The organism is Microbulbifer maximicatervae (SeqCode) (assembly GCF_052467955.1).
The window spans coordinates 2,160,283-2,185,443 of record NZ_CP174329.1; the positions used below are offsets into that span (position 1 = coordinate 2,160,283).

Genomic DNA, 25,161 nt, shown 5'->3' on the forward strand with positions numbered 1-25,161 from the left:
GTCAAGCGTTAATCAGGCAGGGCATTTTTATCAGGTGTAAAAAAACTGATCGAAATATCCTGCTCTTCATTACCCTTGCTATAGCCCTATTTTTTCATTTGGGGTGTTTTGTATAACGTTTGAACCATTTCTTATTGATTTGAACCGCCGCATACAATTGGTACACACTTTCTTGTAACCTAGCGCTCTGGTTTGATTGGTAGTTGATGTATGAGCGTTCGGTCAGTTTCTAAGCTTTTTTCCATTGCTGTAGTTTTCTCCTTCAGTTTTTCCGCTTTTGCAGCGTCCTATGATCGGGCGGAGTGGTTGCCCAAATGGTCTGATTCCGATCGGGATTGTCAGGATACCCGCCATGAGTTGTTAATTCGCTATTCACTATCCCCGGTAACCTATACCCGCTCCAATCACTGTAAAGTAGACACCGGTTTGTGGCTGGACCCATACACGGGTGGCTTCTTTGTAAAAGCCTCAGATCTTGATGTAGAACATATTGTGCCGCTAAAGTGGGCGCACGATCACGGGGGAGCCGATTGGACGCGCAAGCGAAAGCAGCGGTTTGCTGAGGACATCGAGAATTTATGGCTGGTTGATGACGGTCGTAACCAAAGTAAAGGCCACAAAGGGCCGGACAAGTGGATGCCGCCCTATGGACCAGTCAAGCAAGTTTACCTCAAGCGGTTTATGGCAATCGTAGATAAGTATGATCTTCAGCTGAGTGCGGGCGAGCGCCGCAAATATCAATCGCTAATGGCGGATGGCTGAGGACAAGTAATCTCTGGGGGGTATAACAAGATTCCGGCATCCGTTAGAATTTTGTTGTCCCCCAGGAGTTATTTGAAATGCAGCATCCCCCCAAGAAGTTAATCGAATACTTTCGGCGCTGCTATCAAGCTGACAGTTACGACCTCTCCCTCAACAATATTCTAAATCTCAAATCGAATCGTCGTCTGTTCTTGGATGAGCGGGACTACTTGGGGGCTGATGAGTTACCACGTGTACCTGTCTCCGCTACGGCGGGAGCAAAACTGCTGGAACAAGTGGATGCTTACCGAAAGGAGCGGCGGCTGATTTATGGTTGCCTGTTTATTTGTGGTAACTACGCTCTCCAATCTGGACTAAGTGCAAAACGCAAGCTCTGTGCACCACTACTTTATTTTCCCGCCAAGCTACATTTTGATGAGGATTATTTTGTAGAGATCAACCCTGCAAACATTCACGTTAATCTGCCTGTTTTACGTCAACTGCTTAAACCTGATGTTGAGTCCTCAATAACAGATAGTTTCCCAGTGCTTGCTTCGCCACTGTCCTCGACACAGCTGGCTGACGTCGGTCGCTGGCTAACCCATTACACTATTTTGGAAAATGTGGAGGAATTGGGGCGCTGGCCTAACCTGAGTGATAAGGCAGCTGTTGAAAGTGCATCGAAGGGGGCTCAGTTGTCCTTGGTCTCGGCGGGTGCGGTAATTCTTGCGGATAGATCGAGGGGCTCTCGTGGAGTACTGCACGAATTACAACTTTTAGGCAGGGAAAAAAAATTATCTCCTCCGTTACAGGCATTACTGGGAGAGTGCCACTGGGAAACTGCACAGAAAGCGTGTGAGCCGGATATGCTGCCGGGTCTATTGAGTGGGGCTCAGGAGAGGGCACTGGAAAATGCGGCTCGCTTTCCTCTTAGTCTTGTTTCAGGTCCGCCCGGTACGGGAAAGAGTTTTACAATCGCCGCTATGGTTCTCGATCGAGTGCTGCATGGTGAAAGTGTTTTGGTGGTGTCGAAGAACCAGCAAGCATTGGATGTGGTGCGGGATAAGTTGCGAGATGAGTACGGGCTGACTCAGGGGTATGTACATCGAGAGGAGCGGGGTTTTATCCCCAGCTTAAAAGCTCATTTGGATAGGCTGCTGAAAGAGGGGGTGGAACTTCCAGAGAGAAAGCCTGCCCAGGTGAAGAGGGAACTGAAGAGGGCTTATCGAGCCTTGAGGGGCTTGGAGAAGCGCTTCTCCAAAGAGCTGGGATTGGCGCGCGCTGTTAGTGTGGGTCGGTTTGCTCAGTGGGTAGCGCGACATGCCTGGAGCTTCTTTGCAAATCGATTGAGTGTTAAAAATCTGTGGCAATCACAAGGTGCGATTGATGATTGTCGGCGCAACTTTGAAAGCCTGGCAAGTCAGTATTTAAACACTTATCGCCGCGATACATTGCACAGGCTGTTGGAAAAAAATCGGGGTACCCTGAGCCAATTCAATCAAGCCTTGCGATCTCGAACTTCAAAAGTACAGGCGGAGCGCTTTGCCCAAACTGATATGCGGGTGGTAATGCAGGCGTTCCCCATATGGCTGGTGGAGGCAGATGAACTCAATGAAGTGCTGCCATTATCGCCCGCCATGTTCGATTTGGTGGTCTTTGATGAGGCAACCCAGTGTGATATTGCGAGTTCACTGCCGGCTCTGTTTCGAGCTGAGCGGGCAGTGATTGTCGGTGACAGCAAACAACTGCGGCATATTTCATTTCTTTCCCGCAAGCGGCAGCAAAGTATCTGGCAGGGAGTGATAAAAGAGGCCGGGGTGCCGCCAAAACTGAGCTATAGGGATCAATCACTTTTGGATTTGGCTTCAGACGTGATCCCCACTCAACAAGCTGTTGTGATGCTGGATGAGCACTTTCGCAGCCATCCAGAGCTGATCGCATTCAGTAACCATACTTTTTACTCCGGCCGCTTGAAAGTTATGAGGGCCAGGCCCAAACCATTACCGGGCTCGGCGCTAGAATTTTATCAACTGCCAGGGCGCCGGAGGAAAAATGGGAGAAACACGGTAGAGCGCGACTGGGTTATTGCGCAATTGAAAGCGCATTTCGAGCGCTATGCCGATGCTGCAATTCGGCCGTCGGTCGGTGTTTTGTCTCCCTATCGGGATCAGGCCGATTATTTGGAAGGGGAGTTGATTAAGGTCTTCTCCTCTCAGAAGTTACAGAGTTTTTCTGTACGCGTTGCCACGCCCTATGGTTTTCAAGGAGAGGAGCGAGATTTAATGCTTATCTCCATGGCTATTGATAGTCAATCGTTGCGGGCAGCCAGCTACTTAAACCGGGCGGATGTGTTTAATGTCGCAATTACCAGGGCAAAAGAAAAGCAGTTGGTTGCGTTGTCGATTGAGCCCCAAACTCTCCCTTCGGATCATCTCTTGCGTCAATATGTTGAGTTTTCACACTCCGTTGGCAGTCATTTGCAGGGTGATGAAATCGTATGTCGTTTTGCGAGTGAAGTTAGCCATTTATTAACCCAGCACGAAATTCCCCATTGGGTAGGCTTTCCTGTGGCTGGGCAGATTGTAGATGTGGTTTGTGCTGTGAGCGGGCGTTTCATCGGTATTGACCTGATTGGGTATCCCGGCGACTATGAGTCTTACTTTAGTGTAAAGGTCTACAAGGCATTGTATCGGGCGGGCATTCCGGTTTTTCCCCTGCCGTATATTAACTGGCTAAAAGACCGGCAGGGCTGCATCGAGCAGTTATTGACGATTCTTAAGCAGGAAAAAGTGCCTATATCTGAAGCTGCTATTCCTGAAGGTTAGTGCTGCTGCTTAGGGTTCAGAGATGAAAGTTACGCCGCAGCTGCTAGTCTTCAAGGAGGTTTGAGCAAAATTCCAGAGTAGATCTATGAAATCCTGGTTGCTGATTCTCTCCCTCTCTGTGGTTGCAATTGCCGGAGTGCAAGTTTCTTTGGCTGATCCCCAGCAGGTTCAAGGGGTGCGAAGTCCCACTTTAAGTTTCTGCCAGGCGCGGTTCTATGAGGAAGAGGACGGACGCCTCTACTGTAACTGGGCAGTCAATTTCAGGTATGCCTGCTTTGTTTGGTGGCCAACGAATAAGATTATTCCTGCAGGGGCCAAGCTTTCAGAGCCTGAGGTTGTCGGAAAGTGTGGTAATGGTGAGCCAGTCGTCAAATTGCATCACTACTAACTCACCTGTAAAGGAGCTGTGCAGGTGAGTCGTGGATACCCCGGTTCTTCAGCGGGTAAGCTTAATTACTGACGACGGAGTCAAAGTGTGATCGCGTGTACTGGTGTCCAAGGAGGTGGCGTGTTAGCTTTTCTCCTGCTCGGCATAGAGTCCTCGATCTTGCAGCTCACGGGCCTGTTTGAGGATTTCAAGCATGGCGCTGTCCTCCACCGACATGGCATCGATGATGGCTGCCAGCAGATCTGCTGAAAACATGCACTTGCTGACTTTGCTGCGCAGGTTTTCCGGTGTCATTGAAATTCCTCTCTCGGCCAGTGCTTGGGCGAGATCTCCGTAACGCATGCCCTTTAGTGCCATTGATGCGCGCACATAGCGAGCAATTGCCTGCTTGTAAGGGGTCAGTGCTTGCTGGTTGCTCAGGCTTTGCTTGTGGTCCATGGGCTCTACTCCGTCCTATTCACTATCACCAATGTGGTAAATATTATCTTTGTGTGTATTATTTGCAACATTAGTTTGTAATAAGTTATTGACCGCAGATTTTTTGGTGCTATATTTGTGACCAATATTCCACAGCGAGGGAGTTGAGATGACCTGGAACAATGAGAACCTGCGCCAATTGGCGGAAAACCACTCCGGATGGGTGGTCGAATCTGAGGGGGATTGCCTCAGTATTTCCAACGATGAAGGCGTCGATGCGTTTGTCTATGTTGGCGAGAAGCAGATAGTTGTAGAGAGCATTCTGTTTCCCGTGAGCCAGGTAGATGATGTGGCAGCGCTCAATGAAATGGTTCTGCAAACACATCAGCTGGTGCCCCTGACAGCCATTGCGATTAAGAATATTGGTGGTGAGAACTACTACGTCGCTTTCGGTGCTCTGTCGGTGTCCAGCAAGGACGAAGTTGTTATCGAGGAGGTTGAGACCCTGTTTTCCAATGTGGGTGACTTCCTGGATTTATTTGCCGATCATTTTGAAACGGAGGGTGTAGCATGAGCCTTAAGAGAATCTGGACTGCTTTGAAAGGCGCAGTTAACGAAGGAACAGAAGCAGTAGCGGATAGCCAATCGATTCGTATTCTTGACCAAGAATTACGCGAGGCGAAGGAAGAATTGAAAGCTTGCGATGAAAATCTGACCAAAATCATGGCGAAGCGCAAACTTACTGAGAGTAAGGTCCAAGCGCTGCAAGCCGACGTTGAAACCTATAGCACTCACGCAATTAACGCGAGTGAAAAGGGCGATAACGAACTCGCTCTTGAGTGCGCAGAGCGTGTTACCGAGCTGGAAAGCCAGCTGGAAACTGAGCGCAGCATCCTGGATGGATTCCTGAGTTCAGAGAGCACCCTGAAAGGTAATATTACCCAGGCAAAAACCAATGTGCGCCGTATGGAGCAGCAGATTGACCAGATCAAAGCGACTGAGTCTGTTCAAAAAGCACAGGTAGCGGTTTCTTCCCGCCACATGGGTGCGAATAGCAAGATCAAAACAGCGCTGGACAGCCTGGATCGCATCAAAAACAAGCAGGAGCAGCGTGCTGCTGAGCTTGAAGCTGCGGAAGAGCTGGCTTCAGAGGAAACCGGTTCCAGCCTGGATGCCAAGCTGAAAGCGGCGGGCATCAAGCCCGGCGGCCAGAAAAGTGGCAGCGATAAGTTGGCTCAACTGTTAGCGGGCCGCGAAAAGGCTTAACACAGTGCTGCTTTATCGAGTGCGACGCCTTCTGGCGTCGCTTTTCATTCGGGCCAATGTAACCACCATTCTCATAGCTGTAGGCAGCTATGTTTTCATCTCCTATTGGCTGCTCAAAATTGCCGGTGAAGCTGATATTGTCGCGGGCGAGAATTTCTTTTACTGGTTGGTCGTTACCGCATCGACAGTAGGTTACGGCGATTTCTACCCGGTAACCCCTGAGGGTAAAGTCGTAGTTGCCGCTTGGGTGATCCCAGTGGGCCTCAGCCTGTTTGCCATGGTGGTCACAAGAATTGGCTTTGCGGTTTCAGAATTTGTGCATCGCGGCAAGAAGGGCTTGCGTATGACAAACCATATTGATCACACAGTAATTATCGGCTGGAACGGTACCAGAACGCTCCGCTTGATTGAGTTGCTACTCTCCAAAACAAACGGTAGCGCAGCAGAGATTGTCCTCTGTGTTGAAGCCGATATCGAAAATCCGATGCCGGGTAAGATTGATTTTGTCCGGGTGGAATCGTTTTCCCACGGGGAAGGTATGCAGAGGGCAGGGTTGGCCGATGCCGCTCGAATTATTATCGACAACCCTCTGGATGATGTAACCCTTACAACCGCCTTATTCTGCGACAAGCTCAGCCCGAACAGCCATAAAACGGCTTATTTCCAAGATGAAAATGTGGGTGAATTGCTCCGTGCCCACTGTCCCAATATTGAATGTATTCCCTCTGTCGCTGTAGAGATGTTGGCAAAATCCTCGCTTGACCCCGGTTCCGCAAGGTTGCACCGACAGTTGCTCGATAGCACATACGGCATGACCCAATACAGCGTTGAATATCGGGGTGAGAAGCCTCTTCCTGTCGGTGAATTATTTGACCATTTTAAGCGGGATCTCTCCGCGACCCTAATTGCGGTACGTAGAAAGGGCGTGGTTAAAATTGATGTGAACCCGGGGCTTACCGATCAGGTCACCGAGGGCGACATGCTGTATTATATCTCTGCAAAGCGGCTCGATGAAAAAAGCTGTTTCGATATAAAAAGTAATGAAGAAGGTGTTGGTACATGTTTACCAAACTGATAAATAAAATAAAGGGAAAGGACGATCCAAAGGTCAAGACTCCAGAAATTATGGGCTTGCGAATGGGGGCGAGTTTTGAGCTGGACCCTTTGGCTATTCGCCTGATACTCGATGAACTGACCATTGAATCCTGTTCACCGACCCAGATCATTAAAGCGGCTGGTGTTGTCGAACTAGATGGTACCTGGATTTATCGCTTTTACACTGATGATGATGCCTGGCTGCAAGTGATTGCTGAGGGCGGTCAGCGGGATGAGCATGTGGTCGATGTAAAGCTGTTCCATTTTTACGACACTCTGGATGTTGGTTCGGAGCAGGCTTGGAATAAATTGTTAAAGAGTGATATTGGCGCACCCAGTTATCACCTGCAGGATCGCTCTTATAGCCGTGTATGGACCGCAGCAGGGGACTACCACAACCCAGTGCATATGGCCGAGAAGACTTACGATGAAGATGGTGATTATTCAGTAACGGATCAATTCACCATGCTTTTCGAACGCGAATTGTCTGATCAGCAAACCGAATCCCTTTTTCTCTCAGCTGAAGAGAAAGAAGAGGATGCAGGCTACTTAAGCCGCAGCCTGGTGATTAGCACCGGCATTACTCTGACCCCCTCACAAATAACAATACACGGATAATAAGGAGATATTTAATGGACCAGCCTTATGATTTACTGACTGGTATCTTGCATTTTGCGGCCTACTTTGGCCTGTCGCTGGTACTTTTGATCGCATTTAAATTTTTATACGCACTGGTGACCCCTCACGATGAGTGGAAGTTGATCCGCGAAGATAAGAATACGGCTGCCGCTATTGGTTTTGGTGGTGCTGTTTTGGGTTTTGCAATTGCCGTTGGTGGTGCTGCAAGTAACTCTATTTCTATTGTCGATTTCGCCATCTGGGCCCTGGTTGCATTGATCGCCCAGTTAATTGCTTTTGCCATTATCCGCTTTGGGTTTATGCCGCGTATTGTTGAGCGCATCGAAGATGGAGAGGTGAGTGCCGGTGTTATGTTGGCTGCAACTACAATCGCTGTTGGCGTATTGAATGCGGCTTGCATGAGCTACTAATTGGGGGTGGTAATGAAGCGTACCAAGAATATTAACCTGGCAAGGATGCGAAAGGGCGGTGGCTCCAATTTTTTACTGCGCCCACTTGCCTTAGGTGTAGCGGCTGCCCTGGTCGGTTGCTCCTCAGATGAGGAAGTTAAAGTTGTCTCTTCAGTAGATGACTGTGTGGCCAATACCCAGCTGGACGAAGCTCAATGTGAAGCAGCTTATCAGCGCGCGGTTGAGGAAGCGGAGCGCACCGGGCCCAAGTATTCCCGTCTCTCTCAGTGTGAGGCTGAGTTCGGTAGCTGCCAAGAGACCAGTAGCGGCGTCTGGATGCCTCTGATGGCGGGCTTTATGGTTGGCTCCATGCTCAATGACAGGGATCGCCACTACAACTATGGCTACTACAACCCGGTCTACCGCTATTCAGGCTCCCGTTACCGCGACAAGCTGATGACAGCTGACGGCGGCATTATTGGCGACTATGGCCGTTCATCTTATAAGGTGGATAAAAGCGCTACGGCGCCTAAGCCTAAAGTTACCAAAACTGTTTCCCGTGGAGGCTTTGGAGCAGTGGCATCGGCCAAATCCAACTGGGGAGGGGGTCGCTCCAGCAGTGGTGGTTCGCGCGGCTGGGGAGGTTGATTTGTGCTGAGGTTGCCGATTGGTGAGCGCCCGCGTTGGCAAGAGCGAGCGCAGGAGTTTGGATTTCACTTCCATACCATGTATGGCGAACCCTACTGGGATGAAAGTGCCTACTATCAATTCTCTTTGGAGCAGATAGAAAAGCACATTGAAGATCCCACTGAAGAAATTCACCAGATGTGCCTGGATGTCGTTGCCCGTGTGCTTGAGGATGAGGAGTTGCTGAGGCGGTTCTGTATACCCGAGCAGCATTGGGACTTTGTGCGAACATCCTGGCGTAATGGCGACCCCAGTCTCTATTCTCGCCTGGACTTTGCCTATTCCGGACAGGGGCCGGCAAAGCTCTATGAGAACAATGCTGATACTCCCACTTCTCTGTATGAAACCGGCTTCTGGCAGTGGTTGTGGCTGCAGGACAATGTCGATCGCAGGTCTCTGCCGCTGCAGTCTGATCAGTTCAATAGTCTGCAGGAAAAACTGGTTAACCGCTTCCATGATTTACAATTCCTGACCCCGGGGCGGGAGTTGCATTTCGCCTGCTGTAAAGATACGGAAGAGGACCGGGGCACGGTTCAATATTTACAGGATTGTGCCTCCGAAGCGGGGATCAATAATCATTTTGTCTTTATCGAAGATATTGGCCGGGATGAAGCGGGTCAGTTTACCGATTTGAATGATCAGGTAATTACCTGGATGTTTAAGCTGTACCCGTGGGAATTTATGCTCCGAGAGGAGTTCGGGACCCTGTTGGCAGGAAGCAATGTCCGTTGGTTGGAACCGCCCTGGAAGGCGATTATTTCCAATAAGGCGCTTCTGCCAATGTTGTGGAAGCTTTTTCCAGAGCACCCGAATCTGCTTCCCTCTTTTTTTGAGGATGAGCTGGACAAGGCTGCGGATTTCCCGGAATTAGTTAAGAAGCCAATCTTTTCACGAGAAGGGGCGAATATTTCGGTAGTAAAAGGGGCGGATACCACTTTGCTGTCCGATGGCCCCTATGGGCAAGAAGGATTTATCTATCAGGCTCTGCATCCTCTCCCCAAGTTTGGAAAGAACCATACTCTGGTGGGAAGCTGGCTCGTTGATGACCTGGCAGCGGGGATGTCCATCCGGGAAGATTCAAACCTGATTACCCAGGATATGAGCCGTTATCTGCCACATATCATCCTCTAGGGCCCGCAATGACTGCAGGCGCTGACATCAAGCTGGCGCCTGCTCAATCCTCTTGTTTAAAAGTTATAGTGCAGCCGCAGCTCAAAAAAATTCACTCCGGAATTTTCAGAACAGGTTCCTGCATTTGAGTAGTGCAGTGCGTAAGTTGTGACTCCCCAGCGGCGCTCACTCCCAAAGTCAGAGCCCAATCCAATTCGATCCTCAAACTGGAAATGACATCCCAGAGTTGTGTGATTTGTGTTTTTACTCACAATATTGGGCTCAGTAATGTAACTGGCCCCCACGGAAAACTCGAAGTAGGGAAAGATAGGCTTGTCCCACTGGGGCAGGTACTCAAGCCTCCATACAGGGCTCACTGACATACCGTGAACTAAATCCTCTCCCCGTTTGGAGACGTCTGGATCGCCATCGTCCAGGCTGGATCGCCATTCAAAGTAACTGGTCTCCAGTCGCGTTTTGAGCGTCCATTTCTCAGCAAGGGACCACTGCCAGGGCAGGTCCTTGGATATGGCAAAGCGATATTGGGTGAGTTCATTGCGACGATTGGAAAATCCCGGGCCGGCTCCAACAATTGCAGCCCACCGTTTATCCGGGTTTGTTGCCGTTTCAGCCAAAGACCAGGCTGGAAGCAAAAGAGAAGAAAGTAACAGACACAGGCCGAGCCTGCGGATAATCAAGTACAACATCATCCCTGATCCTACCTTTCCTACTACGAATGGTGACTACAAGAAAATGATTGGTTAGGGAAACTCAAAATCATCCGGGTTCTTTTCCAGTGTAGACAGAGGTGAGCGAATATAGGTCTTTTATCCCAGTGGTAATTTACTAATGGGAATAATTTACTGGTCTGCAGTTGTATTTGTTGCCAGGAAAACACTTGCAGTGACAGTTTAAAAAAAGCGGTGACAGTGATAGTTCTCTGATATGTAAAGAGGTTTTTTCTCAGGATGAAATAGGTGTTCGTAGGTTGGGGTAGCTGCCAATTCCCGCCCTACTGGCAGCTGTTGTGGGTAGGCAGTACCGAGAGATTTATGGTTTTAAGGCAGTCAGGCTTATCTATTTTGAATTGTAATAGGGGGTTGTTCGTGAGAGAGGGGTGTCATCTATTGATAATTAACGGGTGTGGGGACTTGTATTAAGTTAAAAATCGTCTGTGAAATTTCTCATCCTGTTAAAGGTTTGCCTGTTCTCTATTTTAGGAATCGCTGTATTTTTTCGTCCTATTTTTTAATTGATTATTTTTTCTTGAAAAAAAATACCCCTTAAAGTTATTTTTAAGGGAAAATAGTGCGCTGGTGATCTTCTGAAGTTTGTAAATTTATATCAATAATTGTCAGGAACCGTGCTGTTAAGTAGCGGTCCATAATTCTGTCGCCAACATTACACATCGAATATGTGTAATCAGGATAAGGACCTGGTTCAGCTGGGGAAGGAGGTTGGACGAAATTGAATAACAGGCATAGATATGATTTTACGAAAAACCAAACTAGCATCTGCAATTAAACTACCCGTATTAAATAGCGCCCTGATGGCAATAGCACTGGCCGGTATGAGTTCAAATGCACTTAGCCACGGCTATGTCGAGGCCGCTGATGGTGGTGTTGCATCCGCTCGTGGAACCTTGTGTAAATATGCTCTCGATACAGGAGAGATGAATGTTGACTGCGGTGCTGTTCAATGGGAACCGCAAAGTATTGAAGGAAATGAAGGTTTTCCTGAAAGTGGTCCTGCTGATGGGCAGATAGCCAGTGCAGGAGATAGCTCCTGGTCAGAATTAAATGAGCAATCCTCAGATCGCTGGGTTAAGAATTATATTAGCTCCGGTTGGCAAACTTTTAAATGGCGCTTTACCGCCAATCATGTAACCCGGGACTGGAAATATTACATTACCAAAGAAGGTTGGAATCCAAATGCGGTTTTGACCCGCGACCAATTTGATCTGGATCCATTCTGTGAGGTTGATGGCAACTATGAGCAGCCTGCGGTAAATACGACACACGAGTGTCAGGTGCCGGAGCGTGAAGGCTACCATGTAATTCTTGCTGTGTGGGATGTAGGTGATACGGTTAATGCCTTCTATAACGTTATCGATGTCGAGTTTGATGGTGATAATGTTGTCAATACTGATTGGAGTGTTGGGGGCACTATTAACCCAACTCAAGACCTGAATGTGGGCGATAAAGTTTACACTCGTGTATTTGATAGCTCCGGTGAGAACTCCTCATACTCTACTGTTCTGGAAATTGCCTCAGATGAACAGGGTATCGCTGAAAACTGGTCTCACGATCTGGCTGAGCTGATTAACCAGGAACAGAGCAGCATCCGCGCCGGTGATTATGATGGTAGCAGCAGCTTTGAGCCTCTATATGGCATCAACAGTATCTACTTGTTAGAAGGTAGCAGTTTAGAAAATGTTGAAATTGGATATGAGCTTATTCAAGATCAGGATGATGACTCTACCGATGACGACAATAATTCCGGTGATGATAATTCGGATAACAGTGGAGACAATGGCGATTCTGGAAATTCCGGCAATTCCAGCTGTGAAGCGTTTGTGCAGCAGTATGGCGGTGATCCAGGTTACTCGATTGGCGACGTAGTTATCTATGACAATGTTGCTTATGAATCTACACATGAGCCAAACTGGTGGTCGCCGAGTGCCGCGCCGCAATTCTGGAATGAAACTACCTGTGATGGCTCCGATAGTGGTTCAGACGATAGCTCTGATAACGGTTCCGATGATAGCTCTGATAGCAATAGTGGAGACGATAGCTCTGCAGTTTCCTGCCCTGAGTTCCAGCAGCCTTACGCGGGTGATAACGGTTACCAGGTTGGAGATAGAGTGACCTTCGGCGGCCAAGTTTATGTCTCAACCTATGGACCAAATTGGTGGTCTCCATCTGCTGCTCCGCAGTTTTGGGAAGAGAGCTCCTGTCAGTAACTAGCAAATTCAATCACCTACCTTTCGGTAGGTGATTGAACTGGGTTAAATCTAAGAGCATGGTTTTCTGAAGTCGGAAAGATTTATTAACCTATCTGGTGTATTACTTCTTGTGATACACCAATCTCGCTCTCTCCTGTTAGATGAACAGGCTTATTTCTCCACTCCTAATCAGCTCTCTGCTCCTGGGTTGAGATAACCAAGCGTTGTTAGTGGATGGCTCCACGAACAATGATCAATCTCTATTTCTGCACTATGTCCGCTTTATTAAAAAAATGGCTCAACAGTTAGCTTGCACGCCTGATATTTTATCCCCATATCGGTATTTGTGATCGAAAAATACCGTCTAACTCTGGAGCTGTAAAGAAGTAATAGCAATTACTTCTTTAGGCTTGGTTATTTAAATGCTGGATTATATCGTCTGTCATTCCAGGTAAGATTTAGTTGAGTAGATAGGGTATTTCAGGGGTAATAGTTGCTGAAACTGGACAATAAACTATTTGCCTAGTCTAAGTTCTGATCTAAAAGTCTAACTGTCTTCATAGAAAATTGTTAATCCCTTAAGCGGTGTTTACATTGGGTCATAGTGAGTGTGCAATGTATTTAATTATTTTACTGCCTCAATAGCGTGAGACTGGAGGGTGCTTCTATGGGTTCTGCATGTGTGTGATCTCAAGAGTATATTTTTCATAGCACTGCCTGCGAATTGTCATCTATTGTTAATTTAATTGTTTTGAATGCTCAGGGCCTTACGTATGACGACTTTGTTTTTGTTGTGCTGACTATGATTTTCGCGTTTAGATGTTAATTGTAGTTACGTATTTATTAATATTTTTTAGTGTTGGGTTTTTGGTTGGGAATTGGTTGTTTAAGTTCTTCTTGTGGTGGGAAATTCCATTGGTTTGAATTTAATGGGTGTGTAAATTTATGAAAATAATTGTCAGGAACCGTGTTGATAAACTGTGGTCTATAGAATTGTAATAATTATTATATTCGAGGTTTGCCTCGCCAGGTAATACTAACCTGTTTCAAATGGGGAAATTAGGCAAGGTTGAATAGCAGGTAAAGAGATGAATTTACAAAAATCCAAAATAGCATCGGTAGTCAATCAATCCGTTTTTATGTGCTTGCTTAAGGCTGGAGTATTGTTCGAGGTTAGATCAAAGACTTTTAGTCGTAGTGATGATGAGGCTGCCGATGGGTAAATTGTCGGTGCGGGAAACAGCGTCTGATCGCTAATTTAAAAATTATATTCGCTCTGGTTGAAAAACCTTTATCTAGCACTTTTATGCAGGGCCATTGTCCGCAATTTGTCTCCCTTAGTAGCAGGAAATGGGAGAGCGAGCCGTTTTCAGCTTGGCTCAGCATCTAAAAAATAACTACCTGATAAGAGAACCATTTTGATGTTTGGCCTTCTCTTCATTATCGGCGCCATGTCTATAGGGATGTATGAAATTAATCGATATGAAGCGGTAGGGATCAACATAGGGGGCAGGTTTGTAGTTTGCAAGCAGAGACTTGCGAGAAATATTACTCGGCATGATTTCTACAGCCTGATGCGATTTACGAAAGCATACTTACGGCCACTGATAGATGTACTGATTCAGCGCGCCCTTTAATATCTAAGGACGTAATACAATGAACCATATCTTTTTAAAAACATCAGCCTGCTTTTTAGCAGCCGGCTTATTACTGGCAACGGATGTTGTACAGGCTCAGAAGACGAAGGGTAAGCAGCCCAAGGGGCAAACCAGTGCTTATCTAGGAGAAACCAGCCGATCAACTCTTTCCAAAGGTGTACTTGATCGGCTTGAGCGGACATCGGGGAAGTCTGGTGAGCTTAATAGACCTAGAGATCGTGTTGTATTTTGGTTTAACACGATGCTCGACTCATCGGCTATCGATCATACTCCCGACCCTGATACCGGTGAAGTGGATTTCTACCAGGGGGGGCCTACCCGGTCCAGTCGCGCATTCGCCATCGTACAAACTGCTGTGTTTGACGCTCTGAATGCCTTTGACGATAAATACCAACCTTATAATGATCTCGGTGTGCTCGACACCAGAGATGCATCCAAAGATGCAGCTATCGCTTACGCCGCTTACGAAACCTTGCGCGCACTCTACCCCGATCAGGCAGAGCGATTGCAGGAATTACTGCAATCCGACCTCGACCAGTCAAGAGATAGTGCCGAAAGAATTGCCAAGGGCCAAGTGATCGGCGAAGCCGCCGCTGCGGCCATGCTCGCGGTGCGAAGCAACGATAAGGCCGACCACTTGGAGCCCGCTTATGGTGAGGGCGGCGCTGTCGCGGATGGGGATGACACCTATCACTCTACATCGGTCAACACGGGTGCTACGGTACCGGGAGAATGGCAGCCTGATCCCGTGGATCCAGTTGGCCACGATTCCGTGGCTCTCGGAGCCTATTGGGGCAGTGTGACACCTTTTTCACTAAGTTCAGGTGATCAATTCCGCAGTCCGATTCCGCCTACAATTACGTCTGAGGAATATGCCGAAGCCTATGAGGAAGTGGCGGCCCTCGGCGGGTCCCCAGCCAATACTATTACCCCATCGACATCCACAGCAGAGACACGATTTATCGGGAATTACTGGGGATATGACGGTGTACCGTTATTGGGCATTCCCCCGAGACTGTATAACCTTATCGCCCTGCAGGCAGCACTGGATAACAAAGTCGAGAATGAGCTGGATCTGGCCCGGTATTTTGCTTTGATCAATGTGGGGCTGGCGGATTCTGGTATCGCTGCGTGGGACAGTAAATACTATTACAATTACTGGAGACCGGTTACCGGTATTCGCATCGATGACGACAACCCATCGACCTTGCAGGATGAGCAATGGTTGCCGGTAGGGGTGTCAGTCATCAATACCACCATTGCGATTAGGCCAACACCGCCGTTCCCCTCCTACCCATCGGGTCATGCTACCTTCGGTGCTTCCACCTTCGAGATTATGCGCAGTATGTTTGGAGACCAACCCTTTACTTTTGTATCGGAAGAATACAATGGGGAAGGCTTCGACCCTTTCACGCCGGATACACCGAGGCCTTTGGTACCTGTCCGTTTTGAATCCTATACCGCCGCTCAACAGGAAAATGGCCTCAGCCGCATTTATAACGGAGTGCACTGGGACTTTGACAATATTGCAGGCCAAGTCATGGGCGAGCAGATCGCGCAGAATTTAATGAACAACGTCGAAGCATTTAGCCTGATTAGTAGATCAAGGGCTCGCAGGTAAACTATTTTTACGCTATGAGCTAAATTCTCGCTCTCCATCAGGTGCCGCTCCGTAAGGGGCGGCCACACCAAAGGTAACTCACCGTATGAATAGCAAACGATATATTGCAGTGGTAGTGTTCGGAATAATCGCTTTTGGGTTTTTAGCTACGCACACACTCATAGAGCCAGTCGAAAACGAGAAGGTCTGGGTAGGTGAACAGGAGTCGGCACCGGATGTTGAAAGCGTTATCCACCCTGCAAAAACACCCGCTTCAGTGGCACTGGCTAGCAACGACATTAAGGCTGCATTCGAGCGGGATACAGTTATCAAGTTGAACAGTATTGTTCGCCGTTCCCTGGCTACTATTCGTAAGTACGATGCTGAGATAAAGGCCGTTCGAGCAGAGAGTCTTGCGGCGACTCAAGACGGGGTGGATGAGCAGCAAGTGGCATCTGCGAGGGCGAGTCTCGCCAAGCTGCAGGAGTGGGATCTGGAAGCATCCATGGCTCTCAAGGATATGAACGCAGCTGTTGAAGAGCTTGAGGCAAGTGGAGAGCACTATAACGCAGCAATTTTAGCGGGCATGGTACGCTTCGTGGAGACTGTGTCCACTGAAATAGGAGACGAGCACACCAAGCTGACAAGATTGGTGGGGAAGGGGACCGTAGCGGCAAAATTGTGACATACCACTAAGAACGCATCGGCTTCAAAACTATCGAGATTGTACCGAGCAGGAAGGTAATGATATATCGATTGACTTTGGTTTGTGGGAGTCTGCAAACACTAAAATAATGGGAAATTCCGCTTGAGCTGCTTTTGTGTAGCCTTATCCTGATTACTTTATCACTTCACTTTTTTACAACCGATTATCATAGGGGTCACTCCATCAGCTAACTAACTGGTATCTGAACTCTGTGACGTAGCTGTCAGCCAGGCTAGTTGCGGCGATTCAGATAGAACTTTTTTGTTACCTGGGGAGAGTTATTTTTCCGCTGGCAATCATCTCTTCAATCTTTTTACTGAGATGCTCGAATGTAAATGGTTTCTGGATGCAATCTAGCACCCCATCAGAAATTACTTCCTGAACTTTACTATCCACACTGTAACCGGTGGAGAGAATAGCCTTCACTTCGGGGTTAATCCGTTTTAGAAAAGCGAACAATTCTTGCCCATCCATGCCGGGCATAATCATGTCCAGCAGGACCAAATCTACTTCATCACTATATTTTCGATAGTAAGTTATTGCTTGCTCTGCTGTCGCAAAGGTAACGACGCTATGGCCGTTCATTTCGAACAGGGCTTTAGAGTAGGTGCGGACAATTGCCTCATCGTCGACAACCATAATGCGCAATTTGCGCTCGCGAGCCAGTTTCTTGGCCTGGTAAGTTCTCTTTTTGATTGGGGGCTTGGAAATTGGCAGGTATAGCTTAAAGCTGCTGCCAATTCCCTCACGGCTCTGACACTGTATAGCGCCCTTATGTAAATGAATGGTGCCGTGCACTGCGGCAAGGCCCAGTCCAGCACCACGTCCACTTTCCTTGGTAGTGAAAAATGGTTCAAAGATACGGCGTCGCACTTCGTCAGACATGCCAGTGCCATTATCGGTAATCGTTATTAAGAGGTACTGGCCTGGCTGGATCTCAAAATCGGCGATAGAAGCCGATTTTTCTATGGTGATATTAGCTGTGACAAAGCTCAGGGAGCCACCAGAGGGCATAGCATCCTTGGCATTGATTCCGATATTTAGCAAAGCGCTCTTGAGTTGAGCAGGGTCACCCACAATATGTGGACGATTTGCATCTAATTGCTGACCAATCTCGATTCTGCGATCAATAGTGCGGGTTAGCATTGCACAAACATCGCGAATGATTTCGTGGGTATTGCAGCTCTTAAGTTGATAATTTCCCTTGCGAGCAAAAGTGAGTAGCTGTTTGGTCAGCTCTGCGGCATGGCGGGCAGTAGTCAGTATATGGTTGGTATACTCGTTGATTCTGGCATCGGTGGAAATTTGTCGAATAACTTCAGCATAGCCATTGATTCCATGAATCATATTGTTGAAGTCGTGGGCAATACCGCCGGCAAGCTCACCGATAGCTTGCATTTTTTGAGCTTGCCGAAGCTCTTCCTCCAGCAACCTCTGCTTAGTAATATCCGAACCAATACTGAGAATTCCCGCAGGATCTCCCTTCTCATCTGAGATAATTTTATTGGTCCAGGCGATCCATACTCGCTTCCCGCACTTTGTAATGTTTTCATTAATATTGTAACGGTGTTCCTCTGGGAACTGGCAAATACGGTCTATCAATTGCCGCAGGTCACGGCCGCTCGTTTCGCTGGCGGGAACAATCGTACCAATTAAGTGCCTGCCAATAATCTCGGCTTCGGTATAGCCAAATAATTGTTGAGCGTACTCGTTAAAGGATGTGATACGGCCGTGTTGATCGCATCGCATTATGATCGAGTTTGCATGCTCCACCAGCTCCCGGTAGCGCTCCTCACTTTTACGTAAGGCCTCATAGACCTGGGTTGAGTCTCTATCCGAGGTGGTAGCTGTAGATGGTGAAAGGGGAAAAATGGGCATATTACTTTCCTTGATCACCTATTTCTCCTCCTGAGTGCGGCTGCCTGTTTTTCCGCCAGAAATTCCACCATGAAGACGTACAAAAGTATATAGCTGGGGCGGTGTATTTTGACCGTGTAGACATTCTTTGCTGACTGGCTGTTATTTTTAGTTCGTATTGTTATCAAGTGTGCTTTGGTGGTACTGGGGGAACTCTCAGGCTCAGTTATGGCCCCTTGGATTGGGAGATGCATATCTCTAAACAGTCGTTTGTGACAATTTGGATAGTGGCGCTGTCAGCACAAACTGGTAGCATTCACCGCCATATTCAAAACGATTGGATGAATGACTATGCAGCTGCAACCCCGATTTCTCGGGCGCAGTATCGCGGCTCTGTTAAGTGCCTCGCTACTGCTGTCCGCATGCGGTGAGAAGCGTGTTGACAGTGAGCCGAGATCTCTCGACTTCGCTCGTGTGGACGCCTTCCCTTCCACTTATTCTGTAACCCAGTCCCGCCCTGTGTTGATTCAGGGAGCTACCCTGCTAACCGGTACAGGGGAGCAGCAAGAAAATGCGGACCTGTTGTTTGAAAATGGCAAGATCAAGGAGATCGGTAAGGGGTTACTGGCCCCTGAAGGTGCCTTGATTGTCGATGGCAAAGGTAAGTGGGTCACTCCTGGCATTATCGATGTGCATTCTCATCTGGGTGATTATCCAGCTCCGGGGATTGAATCTGCCCAGGATGGCAATGAGATGACCTCGCCAAACACTGCCCAGGTTTGGTCGGAGCACTCTGTCTGGACCCAAGACCCCCAGTTTCCCTTAGCTCTTGCCGGAGGTGTAACAACCCTGCAAATCCTGCCGGGTTCGGCCAACTTGTTTGGCGGCCGCAGTGTCACCCTGAAAAATGTACCCGGCCGCAGTGTTCAGGATATGAAATTCCCCGGTGCTCCCTACGGCTTGAAAATGGCCTGTGGTGAAAACCCCAAGCGGGTTTACGGTGGTAAAGGTAGCTCTCCCTCAACTCGAATGGGTAACGTCGCCGGTTATCGCGATGCTTGGATTAAGGCGAGTGCCTACAAGCAGGAGTGGGAGGATTACGTTGAGAACGGAGGGGATGAGCCCAAGCGCGACCTGCAGATGGAAACTCTGGCGGGCGTACTCAATGGAGATATTCTCGTTCATAACCATTGCTACCGCGGCGAGGAAATGGCGGTAATGATGGACGTTGCCAAGGAGTTTGATTTCAAAATTTCCACTTTCCACCACGCAGTGGAAGCTTACAAGGTTGCTGACCTGCTGGCTGAAAACAATGTTTGTGCGGCAATGTGGGCTGATTGGTGGGGCTTTAAGCATGAGGCCTACGATATGACCGAGGCCAATATCGCCATTGTGGATCAAGCCAAAGCCTGCGCAATGATTCACTCGGACTCCGGTGTTGGCGTACAGCATTTGCACGAGGAGACCGCGAAGGCAATGACTGCAGGACAGCGTGCGGGCTTCGATATTCAGCCAAAGGATGCAGTGGTTTGGATGACCTTGAACCCCGCCAAGGCTCTGGGTATTGCCGATCAAACTGGCAGCCTTGAGAGCGGCAAGATGGCGGATATCGTTGTTTGGTCCGGCAGCCCCTTCAGTGTTTACACCCATGTAGATCAAGTTTTCATCGATGGGGAATTGATGTTCGATCGTGCGGACAAGAAACGTCAGCCACGCACCGATTTCGAGTTGGGTATTCTCGATGCAGAGGGAGAGCGACTGTGAGAAAAGTAGCTGTTTATTGTGCGCTGGCCCTGGGGTTGATGTCAGCCGCTGGCCAGGCAGAGACCATCCTGATCAAGGGTGGCAAGGTACACACCTTGGCGGGACAGGGCAGCCTGGAGTCCGCAGATATTCTGGTTGTGGATGGCAAGGTCCAGCAGGTAGCCCCCTCACTGGAGGTGAATGCAGATCAGGTAATTGATGCGCGCAACAAGGTGGTGACGCCCGGTGTGATAGCGCCCATTTCTGAACTGGGGTTGGTCGAGATCAGTGCGGCCAGCGCCACCAATGATCACCAGGTGACCGGTGACAGTATCGGTAGTGCCTTCAATCCGGTACCTGCTTACAACCCTAAGTCCACCCTGATCCCATTCAACCGGGCGGGTGGAGTCACCAGTGCTGTTGTTTCACCGGGAATCAGCACTTGGGACAGCGGTGCTATCGATGCTCAGCGGATATTTGCAGGGCGCAGTTTTGCCATCAAGTTGAATGGTGAATTTGATAGCGTCGAAGCAAAGAATGTTGCGCAAAAAGCTTATCTGGGAGAGTCCGGTGGCGAGCTGGCCGGTGGTAGCCGTGCCAACGCTTATGCCAAGGTGGAGAGTGCTCTGCGTGAAGCTCAGGAGTATCGTGATAATCGTGCAGCGATCCACCGTGGAGAATGGCGAGAGCTGGATTACGATCTGGCAGATCTGCAAGCTCTGCAGCCGGTGATCGATGGTAAGGAGCCTTTGATGGTAACTGCCAACCGGGCCAGTGATATCCTCGCAGTATTAGAACTGGGTGAAACCTTTAAGGTGAAGCTCATTATAATCGGTGCAGCTGAGGGCTGGATGGTTGCCGATAAACTGGCGCAAGCACAAGTGCCTGTTGTGATCGATGCAATCAACAACATTCCAGCATCATTCTCAAGTTTGGGCGCACGCCTGGATAATGCTGCACTTCTGGCCAAGGCTGGGGTGACGGTAGCTATCAGTGGCCCAGATATGGTGGCTAGCCACAACGTTTACCTCTCGCGCCAATCGGCGGGCAACGCTGTAGCCCATGGTATGCCTTATGAGGAAGCGCTAAAGGCAATCAGTAGCAATGTTGCTGAGATTTTTAACCTTGAGGGCGGTACGTTGGAGAAGGGCGCGGTTGCGGATATTGTGATCTGGAGCGGTGATCCCCTGGAAGTTACCAGCTACGCTGAGCAGATCCTGATTGAGGGTGAGAATCAATCCCTGGTGAATCGCTCAACGCGCCTCAGAGATCGACACCTCAAGCCCGCAAAGGGCCATGAATTTGGTTACAAGCACTAGTATGCAAAGAGCGGGCTTCTAGCCCGCTTTTCTTTTTCCGCCTATTGATCTGAAAGGTCCATTGGCTTGTACAGGATTTGTGTGGCGGAATACTTGCTTTCGGGGATATATTCCCTGGCCAGATTGATAAGAACAAGGAAAAAACATGGCGAATATCACAGCACTCTACACCGGCCTCTGTGCGCTTCTGATTATTTACTTGGCATTCAGGGTAGTCGAGTTTCGTCGCACAAAGAAAGTGGGAATTGGAACCGGAGATGATCGTTTCAATGAGATTAGGGTGCGAGTTCACGCTAATGCGATTGAGTACACTCCGATAGCGTTGCTTCTGTTGCTGGCTGCAGAGTTGGGCGGTTTGCCTGCACTGTGGTTACACCTCTTCGGGGCGCTCTTTTTTATCTCACGGGTATTTCATGCCTATGGACTGACCAAGGGCAAAGGCGGGCTGCACTTTGGGCGCTTCTGGGGAACTTTAATCAGCTGGGTCGTTATCGTTGTGTTAGCGGTCATTAACATTGTTAATGCCGTAATTAATCTTTGAAGTTTATTGGTGAGGCTCAGTATGAGCCTCACGCAAAAAAGCCCGGTAGAACCGGGCAGAGTACAGGGATGAATCTATAAGCGTTTACTGATTGGCGGCGAGCGGAGTTATGCGATCATCTTCGCTCTCCTGCACCATGTTTTCGTCTTCTTCGAGTAGTACTTCAGGCTTCCCTTTACAGGCTTTAGCCAGGGCATCGCGGCGTTTGGCCAACAGCAGGCCGATCTCTTCGCCCACTTGCTCATCAATGCTGTCGATGTGGCGCTCAATCAGCGACGTGATATTAGCTGCGAGCTCCAGCATCTTATCGTGTTCTTCAGCGTCTTTTTTGTTGTCGAACATTGCTCCGTCTCTATCGCATTTCCAAACAGCTACTACGGCCATCGTGTGCCTCCCAATCGTCTATTAGACTGTCCACTTAGTTTGTATGCCGCTACCCTAACTGTATAAATATTCAGTGTCAACGATGGGGTGAAGAAAGGGCTCTATGCGGTCAAAAGACCAGCAGGTGCGATGATTGGTCCGCCATTAAGCGTGAACACTGTCATAATGTGCATACAGCCAGACGCATTCCCCCCGGGGCGACTGGCTGTCTTCACATCATTTAACAGGCCCGCTTGCGGGCCTGTTTTTTATTTGGGTGTGGTGAAACTGAGGTAGTGAAGGTTTCTGCAGGCCTGTGGCTTTAGATGCTAAGGATCAGCCGGGCAGCCAGTCCTATCAGTAAGATCCCGAAAACCTGTTGGATGCGATGGCCAATATGCTTGCTGACCAGCTGGCGTTTACGGCTGGCGTGAACCGCCAGGGCAACGATGCAGTACCAAATTGCATCCACTCCTGAAACCAGCGCCGCCATGCCCAGCTTGGTGCTCAGGGCTTGCTGTTCTGACACAAACTGGCTGAATAGGGCGGTGAAAAATACGGCGATCTTGGGGTTGAAGAAGGCAACACCAAAACCTTGAGCGATAGAGCGCTTCAGGCTCTGGTGTGGAGGTTGTACGGTTGCAGTACTGGTACCCGGTGCGGGTGCACTGAGGGCTTTCCAGCCCAGGTAGACCAGCATTGCTGCACCGGCCCACTGCAGAATGTTAAATAGAAGAGGAGAGCTAGTAATCAGCACCGCCAGGCCAAATGCGGTAAGAATTGCGTATATAGCGACCCCGGCTCCGTGAGCAAGAGCACTGGCCAGGCCTTGCTGTAGGCCTGAGGAGGCGCTGCGTAAGACGATAAGAAGACTCGGTCCCGGAGACATAGCGCCGAGGGCACAGATCCCCGCGAGAGATAACCAACTGAGTAAATCCATTATTTAAAGCCGCCCCCTTGAGCCAGCCATTCTTTTTCTGCTTGAGTGGAAGTGCGACCCAAAGCCGCATTGCGGTGAGGGAAGCGCCCAAATCGCTCAATGACCTCTTGATGGGCAAGGGCGTATCGATAATGAGTGTCGAGATAGGGCGAGGCAATTTTGTCTTCTGCGAAGGTTTGCTGCAACTGTCGAAAGTAGTCTACCGAGTGTTGCTGGGTCACGAGGTCTTCGCTGTGCTCTAGCGGCATGCCCAAGAATACCTGCTGGTAGAGCCCAAGATTCGGGGCCTCTCCGCGCTGAATCAATGATATCGCTATTGCCAGTGCCAGGGAGTCTGTAGCGAATGCCTGGCGGGTGCCCCGGTAAATGTTTCTGGATAATTGGTCACAAACCAGTAGCAAGGCGAGTTCGCCTTCCAAAGTTTGCCGCCAACGGTCCAGCTCTCCACGCAGCGCTGACTCGGCAATAGCTCCAAATCTTGCCTTGATGTCGGCGTCCACTTCCGGAGTAGCGGCAAACCATAAACTCTGCTTCTCCGCAGCAATAGAGTTACCACGAATATCAGTGCCGCCAAACCAAAAAACCAGGACATCATCAGGGGTTGTCATATCGAAGTTCTCATTCCGTGTTGTGTTCCGAGTTTATCCGATCGTTCCAGCCCAGTGATGACCATTAGAAGGTGGTTCCAAGTGTTGGCGTAAAAAAAATTATACACCTGCATCCAACTGGGCTCCCTGAATCGTCATAGTGGCGTACAAGGGAAAATCGGGAGATCACAATGTTTACTGCGAGATCAACTAAAAAGGTACAATTTTGCGTCGCGCTATCTCTGGTAGTTGCGGCTCTGCAAGTGGGTCAGGTTAATGCCTCCGAGCTGACGCTTTCCCAGGATGGGATTCACCGAGAGCTCACCCAGAAAATTGATCAGCAAATACTTAAAAAGCTTGGTGAGTGCACTGATAAGAGTGAGGAAGTTAACCGGCTACCTCCAGTGCGTATTGCTGAGGAAAAAGAGCCTCGAGGAGGAATGGCTTACCCCTACTCCAAGGCTCGAATGATGGTGATGTAGGTCACCCCCCCCAACGACGGTTTACACCACTGATAACGAAAATGATTAGAGAGTAAGTAATGAGAGCGAGAAATAAACAATCATTCCAGGCAGTCATCTGCTGTTGGGTGGCCATTGCGGCATCCAGCATAAGCATGGGCAGCTGGGCCCAGGAGGAGGACTCATTTGTCCCAGAGCCCCCGCCGCCGCCAGGTGTGGAAGCCTCCGAATCTGAAACCCGCGTCCGTATATTGCGTGAAGATGGTGTTCTCACGATCAAATCCGAAGGCGAGAATGGTGAGAAAAGTGAAGTTCGGGTTGACTTGGGGCAGGACTTTGGCGGCCCCCTAAGCCAGGAAATTATTGAACGGCTGAAAAGCAAGGGCATTCTGGATGTAGACGGCAAGGTAACTGAAGATACCCTGAATAGCGTACCGGACAATGTCAGAATCAGGTTATCGGAGAATCGTGACTATCGGGGCCGGGACAGGCACTGGGATCACCATGATTCACACCATTCAGGAAGTGACGACTCATCTGTAATCCCAGTTGTAGCGCTGCTCTGTATATTTGGTATGCCGGTATTTATTGTCTGGTTGGTAACGCGCAGCAGCTATCGCAAGAAACAACTGGTTATGAGCAATATCAACCAGATGGTTGCTGATGGTCGGGATGTGCCCCCGGAGCTAATTGATCTTTTAGATGAGAGAGAGCCAAATAGCTCCAATGATCGCGGTATAACTCTGATCGCAATAGGCGCTGCAGTATTTCTTTGTCTGTCAGCTCTCACGAGTGTTGGAGTTGGTAGTCTCGGCTTGATCCCTCTGTTTATCGGTGTGGCTCGCTATGTGAACTGGAAGCTTGATAACAAGCAGGTGTAGGAAA

The 25,161-nt window shown here is 49.0% G+C and carries 24 protein-coding genes; 18 read left to right on the forward strand and 6 right to left on the reverse strand.

Annotated elements, in window-relative coordinates:
* Nucleotides 1–210 precede the first annotated feature (210 nt).
* The 3 genes from ACJJI5_RS09305 (at nt 211) to ACJJI5_RS09315 (ending at nt 3,954) form a co-directional block, all read left to right on the forward strand.
* Entirely contained in the window at nt 211–762 is a 552-nt protein-coding gene (locus ACJJI5_RS09305) for a GmrSD restriction endonuclease domain-containing protein (RefSeq protein ID WP_444894306.1), read from the forward strand.
* 77 nt (nt 763–839) lie between these two features.
* Nucleotides 840–3,566, forward strand: a complete 2,727-nt coding sequence (locus ACJJI5_RS09310) for a DEAD/DEAH box helicase (protein WP_445356085.1) — start codon at nt 840–842, stop codon at nt 3,564–3,566.
* Between the two features lie 85 nt (nt 3,567–3,651).
* On the forward strand, nt 3,652–3,954 hold the full coding sequence (locus ACJJI5_RS09315) for a hypothetical protein (RefSeq protein WP_282933402.1): 303 nt from the start codon (nt 3,652–3,654) through the stop codon (nt 3,952–3,954).
* A gap of 123 nt (nt 3,955–4,077) precedes the next feature.
* Here the strand turns inward: ACJJI5_RS09315 and ACJJI5_RS09320 are convergent, their stop codons facing one another.
* Nucleotides 4,078–4,392: a DUF6471 domain-containing protein gene (locus tag ACJJI5_RS09320; RefSeq protein WP_108732688.1), complete on the reverse strand. Its 315-nt coding sequence runs from the start codon at nt 4,390–4,392 to the stop codon at nt 4,078–4,080.
* 148 nt (nt 4,393–4,540) lie between these two features.
* Here ACJJI5_RS09320 and ACJJI5_RS09325 point away from each other — a divergent pair, with 148 nt between their 5' ends.
* The 7 genes from ACJJI5_RS09325 to ACJJI5_RS09355 are packed head-to-tail and all read left to right on the forward strand — an operon-like array spanning nt 4,541 to nt 9,578.
* Nucleotides 4,541–4,945: a DUF2170 family protein gene (locus ACJJI5_RS09325; protein WP_108732689.1), complete on the forward strand. Its 405-nt coding sequence runs from the start codon at nt 4,541–4,543 to the stop codon at nt 4,943–4,945.
* Entirely contained in the window at nt 4,942–5,637 is a 696-nt protein-coding gene (locus ACJJI5_RS09330; protein ID WP_282933401.1) for a PspA/IM30 family protein, read from the forward strand. The genes ACJJI5_RS09325 and ACJJI5_RS09330 overlap by 4 nt, the downstream gene beginning before the upstream one ends.
* A 4-nt stretch (nt 5,638–5,641) precedes the next feature.
* Nucleotides 5,642–6,712 carry a potassium channel family protein gene (locus ACJJI5_RS09335; protein WP_445356086.1) on the forward strand — a complete coding sequence of 357 codons (1,071 nt, stop codon included), beginning with the start codon at nt 5,642–5,644 and terminating at the stop codon, nt 6,710–6,712.
* Complete coding sequence (locus ACJJI5_RS09340) at nt 6,697–7,350, forward strand: YjfK family protein (protein WP_445356087.1); 654 nt, start codon at nt 6,697–6,699, stop codon at nt 7,348–7,350. The genes ACJJI5_RS09335 and ACJJI5_RS09340 overlap by 16 nt, the downstream gene beginning before the upstream one ends.
* A gap of 14 nt (nt 7,351–7,364) precedes the next feature.
* The gene (locus tag ACJJI5_RS09345) at nt 7,365–7,781 is read left to right on the forward strand and encodes a DUF350 domain-containing protein (protein ID WP_282933398.1); all 417 of its coding nucleotides are present in this window, start codon (nt 7,365–7,367) and stop codon (nt 7,779–7,781) included.
* 12 nt (nt 7,782–7,793) lie between these two features.
* Complete coding sequence (locus ACJJI5_RS09350) at nt 7,794–8,408, forward strand: DUF1190 domain-containing protein (RefSeq protein WP_282933397.1); 615 nt, start codon at nt 7,794–7,796, stop codon at nt 8,406–8,408.
* 3 nt (nt 8,409–8,411) lie between these two features.
* Nucleotides 8,412–9,578, forward strand: a complete 1,167-nt coding sequence (locus ACJJI5_RS09355; RefSeq protein WP_444932771.1) for a glutathionylspermidine synthase family protein — start codon at nt 8,412–8,414, stop codon at nt 9,576–9,578.
* A 56-nt stretch (nt 9,579–9,634) separates the two neighbouring features.
* On the opposite strand, the gene ACJJI5_RS09360 is transcribed toward ACJJI5_RS09355, so the two are convergent.
* On the reverse strand, nt 9,635–10,267 hold the full coding sequence (locus ACJJI5_RS09360) for an acyloxyacyl hydrolase (RefSeq protein ID WP_445356088.1): 633 nt from the start codon (nt 10,265–10,267) through the stop codon (nt 9,635–9,637).
* Between the two features lie 776 nt (nt 10,268–11,043).
* Between ACJJI5_RS09360 and ACJJI5_RS09365 the strand changes: the two genes are divergently transcribed.
* From ACJJI5_RS09365 to ACJJI5_RS09375, 3 genes are all read left to right on the forward strand, one after another.
* A complete protein-coding gene (locus ACJJI5_RS09365; protein WP_445356089.1) occupies nt 11,044–12,519 on the forward strand; it encodes a lytic polysaccharide monooxygenase in 1,476 nt (491 codons plus the stop codon).
* 1,638 nt (nt 12,520–14,157) lie between these two features.
* On the forward strand, nt 14,158–15,780 hold the full coding sequence (locus ACJJI5_RS09370) for a vanadium-dependent haloperoxidase (protein ID WP_444927399.1): 1,623 nt from the start codon (nt 14,158–14,160) through the stop codon (nt 15,778–15,780).
* An 85-nt stretch (nt 15,781–15,865) separates the two neighbouring features.
* On the forward strand, nt 15,866–16,444 hold the full coding sequence (locus tag ACJJI5_RS09375) for a hypothetical protein (RefSeq protein ID WP_444927400.1): 579 nt from the start codon (nt 15,866–15,868) through the stop codon (nt 16,442–16,444).
* A gap of 285 nt (nt 16,445–16,729) precedes the next feature.
* On the opposite strand, the gene ACJJI5_RS09380 is transcribed toward ACJJI5_RS09375, so the two are convergent.
* Nucleotides 16,730–18,361: a hybrid sensor histidine kinase/response regulator gene (locus ACJJI5_RS09380; protein WP_444927401.1), complete on the reverse strand. Its 1,632-nt coding sequence runs from the start codon at nt 18,359–18,361 to the stop codon at nt 16,730–16,732.
* Nucleotides 18,362–18,673: 312 nt separating this feature from the next.
* Between ACJJI5_RS09380 and ACJJI5_RS09385 the strand changes: the two genes are divergently transcribed.
* The 3 genes from ACJJI5_RS09385 to ACJJI5_RS09395 all read left to right on the forward strand — a co-directional run bounded on the left by ACJJI5_RS09385 (nt 18,674) and on the right by ACJJI5_RS09395 (nt 21,925).
* Nucleotides 18,674–20,086: an amidohydrolase gene (locus tag ACJJI5_RS09385; protein WP_444905736.1), complete on the forward strand. Its 1,413-nt coding sequence runs from the start codon at nt 18,674–18,676 to the stop codon at nt 20,084–20,086.
* Entirely contained in the window at nt 20,083–21,384 is a 1,302-nt protein-coding gene (locus tag ACJJI5_RS09390) for an amidohydrolase family protein (RefSeq protein ID WP_444912667.1), read from the forward strand. The genes ACJJI5_RS09385 and ACJJI5_RS09390 overlap by 4 nt, the downstream gene beginning before the upstream one ends.
* A gap of 145 nt (nt 21,385–21,529) precedes the next feature.
* Nucleotides 21,530–21,925 (forward strand): MAPEG family protein, encoded by a 396-nt coding sequence (locus ACJJI5_RS09395; protein ID WP_108732703.1) that lies wholly within the window; start codon nt 21,530–21,532, stop codon nt 21,923–21,925.
* 84 nt (nt 21,926–22,009) lie between these two features.
* Here the strand turns inward: ACJJI5_RS09395 and ACJJI5_RS09400 are convergent, their stop codons facing one another.
* The 3 genes from ACJJI5_RS09400 to ACJJI5_RS09410 form a co-directional block, all read right to left on the reverse strand.
* Nucleotides 22,010–22,309, reverse strand: coding sequence for a YebG family protein (locus ACJJI5_RS09400; RefSeq protein ID WP_445356090.1), 300 nt, complete (start codon nt 22,307–22,309; stop codon nt 22,010–22,012).
* 301 nt (nt 22,310–22,610) lie between these two features.
* Nucleotides 22,611–23,228, reverse strand: a complete 618-nt coding sequence (locus tag ACJJI5_RS09405; RefSeq protein WP_445356091.1) for a LysE family translocator — start codon at nt 23,226–23,228, stop codon at nt 22,611–22,613.
* Nucleotides 23,228–23,836 carry a DUF924 family protein gene (locus ACJJI5_RS09410; protein WP_445356092.1) on the reverse strand — a complete coding sequence of 203 codons (609 nt, stop codon included), beginning with the start codon at nt 23,834–23,836 and terminating at the stop codon, nt 23,228–23,230. The genes ACJJI5_RS09405 and ACJJI5_RS09410 overlap by 1 nt, the downstream gene beginning before the upstream one ends.
* Before the next feature lie 170 nt (nt 23,837–24,006).
* Here ACJJI5_RS09410 and ACJJI5_RS09415 point away from each other — a divergent pair, with 170 nt between their 5' ends.
* On the forward strand, nt 24,007–24,297 hold the full coding sequence (locus ACJJI5_RS09415; RefSeq protein WP_413665209.1) for a hypothetical protein: 291 nt from the start codon (nt 24,007–24,009) through the stop codon (nt 24,295–24,297).
* Between the two features lie 59 nt (nt 24,298–24,356).
* Nucleotides 24,357–25,157, forward strand: a complete 801-nt coding sequence (locus tag ACJJI5_RS09420) for a DUF6249 domain-containing protein (protein WP_445356093.1) — start codon at nt 24,357–24,359, stop codon at nt 25,155–25,157.
* Nucleotides 25,158–25,161: the final 4 nt, after the last annotated feature.